The organism is Mesorhizobium sp. M2C.T.Ca.TU.002.02.1.1 (assembly GCF_003997225.1).
Genome location: NZ_RZTO01000645.1, coordinates 1 through 3611 on the forward strand (window position 1 = coordinate 1; position 3611 = coordinate 3611).

5 protein-coding genes are annotated in these 3611 nt (G+C 65.4%); all 5 read right to left on the reverse strand.

Translation table 11 applies throughout. From position 1 onward, the window contains the following. Nucleotides 1–661, reverse strand: a 661-nt coding sequence (locus EOD07_RS26705; RefSeq protein ID WP_164772555.1) for a pyridoxal-phosphate dependent enzyme, incomplete at its 3' end; no start/stop codon positions are given. Nucleotides 662–680: 19 nt separating this feature from the next. Further along, nucleotides 681–1457, reverse strand: coding sequence for an ectoine utilization protein EutA (gene eutA / locus EOD07_RS26710; protein ID WP_127237546.1), 777 nt, complete (start codon nt 1455–1457; stop codon nt 681–683). A 5-nt stretch (nt 1458–1462) separates the two neighbouring features. After that, on the reverse strand, nt 1463–2122 hold the full coding sequence (gene ehuD, locus EOD07_RS26715) for an ectoine/hydroxyectoine ABC transporter permease subunit EhuD (RefSeq protein ID WP_073988919.1): 660 nt from the start codon (nt 2120–2122) through the stop codon (nt 1463–1465). A 16-nt stretch (nt 2123–2138) separates the two neighbouring features. Next, nucleotides 2139–2798, reverse strand: a complete 660-nt coding sequence (gene ehuC / locus EOD07_RS26720) for an ectoine/hydroxyectoine ABC transporter permease subunit EhuC (protein WP_127237544.1) — start codon at nt 2796–2798, stop codon at nt 2139–2141. Nucleotides 2799–2963: 165 nt separating this feature from the next. Continuing rightward, a partial coding sequence (gene ehuB, locus EOD07_RS26725) for an ectoine/hydroxyectoine ABC transporter substrate-binding protein EhuB (RefSeq protein ID WP_127237545.1) occupies nt 2964–3611 on the reverse strand: 648 nt, incomplete at its 5' end.

A 3611-nucleotide genomic window follows, 5' to 3' on the forward strand; every position in this document is an offset into this window, starting at 1 on the left:
GCACTGGACGGCCGGCGTCGAGGCTGGCTTTCATCGCGGCGCCCCGCGCCATCGAGATGCCGATGACTTTGGTGCGCGGGCTGACGCTTTTGACCGCCGCAGCGACACCGGCCGCCAACCCGCCGCCGGAGAGCGGCACCAGCACGGCTGTGGCATCCGGAACCTGCTCCATGATCTCCAGCCCAAGCGTGCCTTGCCCGGCGACGATGTCGGGATGGTCGAAAGGCGGCAGCATGACCAGCCCTTCCTCCGCCACCAGCCTGTCGACTTCCTGCTGTGCGTCATCCTGGCTGTTGCCGATGATACGGATATCCGCGCCGAGGCGGCGGATGGCATCGAGCTTGTTTTCCGGCACCAGCCGCGACATGCAGATCACCGCGCGGATGCCTTCGAGCTTCGCCGCATGCGCCAGCGCGCGGCCGTGATTACCGGTCGAGGCAGCGACGACGCCGCGCGATTTTTCGTCCGCGCTCAATGCTGCGATCGCATTGGAAGCGCCGCGCAGCTTGAAGGCACCGGTGGTCTGGTGATGCTCCAGCTTGAGATGAACAGTATGGCCAGCGCGGTCCGACAGGCTTTGCGACACCACACAGGGTGTCCGCTCGACCTTGCCGGCAATGCGTTCGCGCGCGGCGCGAATATGCTGAAGCTCGACAGTCATTTCGATCACGGGCTTTCGTTCACTGCGCCAGCGGCTTCGTCCACAGCCGGCCGAACTCGGGTCGCGGCGTGTCGTCGCCGCAAAGCCGCAGGCAGTTCCAAGCGCTGGCCTGGTTGCTGGTGACCACCGGACGCCCGATCGCTTCCTCCATGCCAGGAACCGCGAGCGCGGCGCGCAGCGCCGTGCACGACACGAACAGCGCATCGGCCTGCGGATGCGTGACCTTGCGCGCCAGCTCGACGAGGGACGCCGGCGTGATCCGCGCCATCTCGCGGTCGTCCTCGAAACCGAGGCAGGAGAAACTCTGGATGTCGAAGCCATGCGCGGCGAAATACGCCGCCATTGGCCGGCTGGTCTCGACCGTATAGGGGGTCAGGATGCTGATGCGCTTCACGCCGAAGGCGTTGAGGCCGCGCATACCGGCCATCGGCGGCGTGACCACGGGCACACCGGGCTTGGCCGCCTGGATCGCCTGCTCGATCTCGGCGTCGCCGATCACCACCGAAGCGGACGTGCAGGAGTAGCAGACGGCATCGAGCGTCTCGTCCGGCAGGATCAGCGCCGCGCCCGCCGAGAGCGACGGCTGCATCTTGCGCAAATTCTCCGGCGTCGTCGGGTTGGCGTAGGGGATGCGCGCGACATAGACGCCGATCCGCTCGCTCGCCACCATGCGGCGGAAGTCCACCTCGCTGGTGTGGTCGGTCGCAAGCGCAATCAGTCCGACGCGCTTTTCCAGCGGACGCGCGTCGAGCGTGGGGCGCGCCGTTTCGAGGCGGATGTCGGGCAATGCTTTCATGCTTCTCATCTTTCGATCCTGCCGTAGCGATGCTCCAGCCAGCGCAAGAGTACGACGGAGCAGAGGCTGATGACGAGGAAGAAGGCGCCGACCAGCGTCATCGGCTCGATGTAGCGGTAATAGGTATTGGCGACGCTCTTGGCCTGGTTCATCAATTCCAGCACCGTGATCGCCGAAAGCAGCGGCGTCTCCTTGAACATGGCGATGAAATAGTTGGCCAGGGCCGGGATCATCGGCGGGATCGCCTGCGGCAGGATGATATGCGTCCAGGTGTGGCGGCCGTTGAGATTGCAGGCCTTGGCCGCTTCCCACTGGCCGCGCGGCACATTGTCGATGCCTGCGCGATAGACCTCGGCCGTGTAGGTGCCGTAGTGCAGGCCAAGCCCGATGACGCCTGCCACCAGCGGCGGCAACAGGATGCCGATATCGGGCAGCACGTAGAAGATGAAATAGAGCTGCACCAGCAACGGCGTGCCGCGGATGAACTCGGCGAACCAGCCGACGCTGCGCGCGACGGTCCGGTTCTCCGAGCGTCGCGCCAGCGCGATCGCAAGCCCCACGATCGCCGCCAGGATCGAGCCGAGGATGGTCGCCAGGATGGTGATCCTCACGCCCTGGATCAGGGTCGGCATGATCTCCCAGACGAAGTTCCAATCCCAATCCATTATTCGGCCCATTCCATCAGACACGCACTCCGTCGAGACCGCGCGCCATGCGGCGCTCCAGCGTGCGAACGCCCCAGGAGATGATCAGCGCCAGCGCGAAATAGATCACCAGCACGGAGACGAAGGGCATCAGCGTGCTGCCGGTCTGGGAGCGCACCACCTGCGCCTGGAAGGTCAGGTCGGCGAGCGAGATCAGCGACACGACCGATGTCGCCTTGAGCAGCTCGATCGCGTTGTTGCCGAAGGTCGGCAGCATGACCAGCAGCGCCTGCGGCAGGATCACGTGGCGCATGCCTTGCCAGCGGCCGAGGTTAAGCGCCGTGCAGGCTTCATATTGCTCGCGGCCGACCGACAGGATGGCGCCGCGTACGACCTCCGCCGCATAGGCGCCGACATTCAAGCCCAGCGCCAGCACGCCGGCCTGCAGCGGCGTCAGCGACAGGCCGGCGAAAGGCAGCACGAAATACGCCCAGAACAGCTGCACGAAGATCGAGGTGCCGCGGAAGAATTCGATATAGGCCGTGGCGATTGCGCGCAGGATGAAGAAGCGCGACACGCGCCCCATGCCGGCCAGGAAGGCCATGATCAGCGCAAGCACCGACCCCATCAGCGTCAGCTCGACGGTGACAAGCGCTCCTTGCAATATCAGGCCGAGATAGCCGGACCACTGGGTCATGGGGTTCCAACGTTTGCGGTTAGCTTTCTTCTCCCTGTTTGCGGGGAGAAGACGCCGGTAGGCAGATGAGGGGCGGAGCCAGCCTTGCAGAACTTGGCGCTGCCCCTCATCCGGCTCTTCGAGCCACCTTCTCCCCGTGGACGGGGAGAAGGCAGAACTCGCGCTTTACTTCGCCGAGCAGAGCTTCTCGCGCGTCGTCGACATCGCGGCGGCGGCCGAGAAGCCATAGGGCTCGATGATCTTGGCGAACTCGCCCGACTTCTTCATCTTGGCGAGCTCGACGTCATAGGCATCGCGCAGCGCCTCGTCGCCCTTCTTGAAGGCGGCGCCGTCGCAATAGACCGGCGCGCCCTGCACCGGCGCGATCACCTCGAGGTTCGGGTCGTTGGCCTTCTTGATCAGGTCGTTGATCGACAGAACGGGGAGCGAATAGGCGTCGATGCGGCCGTCCTGCACCATCTTCAGGCCGCTTTGGCCGTCCGGCACGACGATGACGCGATCGCGCGGCACGCCGGCGTTGAGCGCCAGCTTCTCCTCGGTGCCGCCGCCCGGCGCGCCGACAGTCGCCGAGGTGTCCTTGGCGATGTCCGCATAGCTCTTGAACCCCTTTGGATTGCCCTTCTTCACCAGCAGCGCCTCGGCATCGCAAAGCACCGGCTCGGAATAGGCGACCGCCGCGCAACGTTCCGGCTTCATGAACAGGCCGGCGGTGACGACGTCGAAGCGTCCCGCCTGCAGGCCTGGGATCATGGCGCCATACTCGGAGATCGAGGCCACGACATCGGCGACGCCGAGCTTCTTGAAGATCTCGCG

Coding starts and splice junctions, on each gene's coding strand:
- eutA (WP_127237546.1), bottom strand. CDS start 1,457: ATGAAAGCATTGCCCGACATCCGCCTCGAAACGGCGCGCCCCACGCTC.
- ehuC (WP_127237544.1), bottom strand. CDS start 2,798: ATGACCCAGTGGTCCGGCTATCTCGGCCTGATATTGCAAGGAGCGCTT.
- ehuD (WP_073988919.1), bottom strand. CDS start 2,122: ATGGATTGGGATTGGAACTTCGTCTGGGAGATCATGCCGACCCTGATC.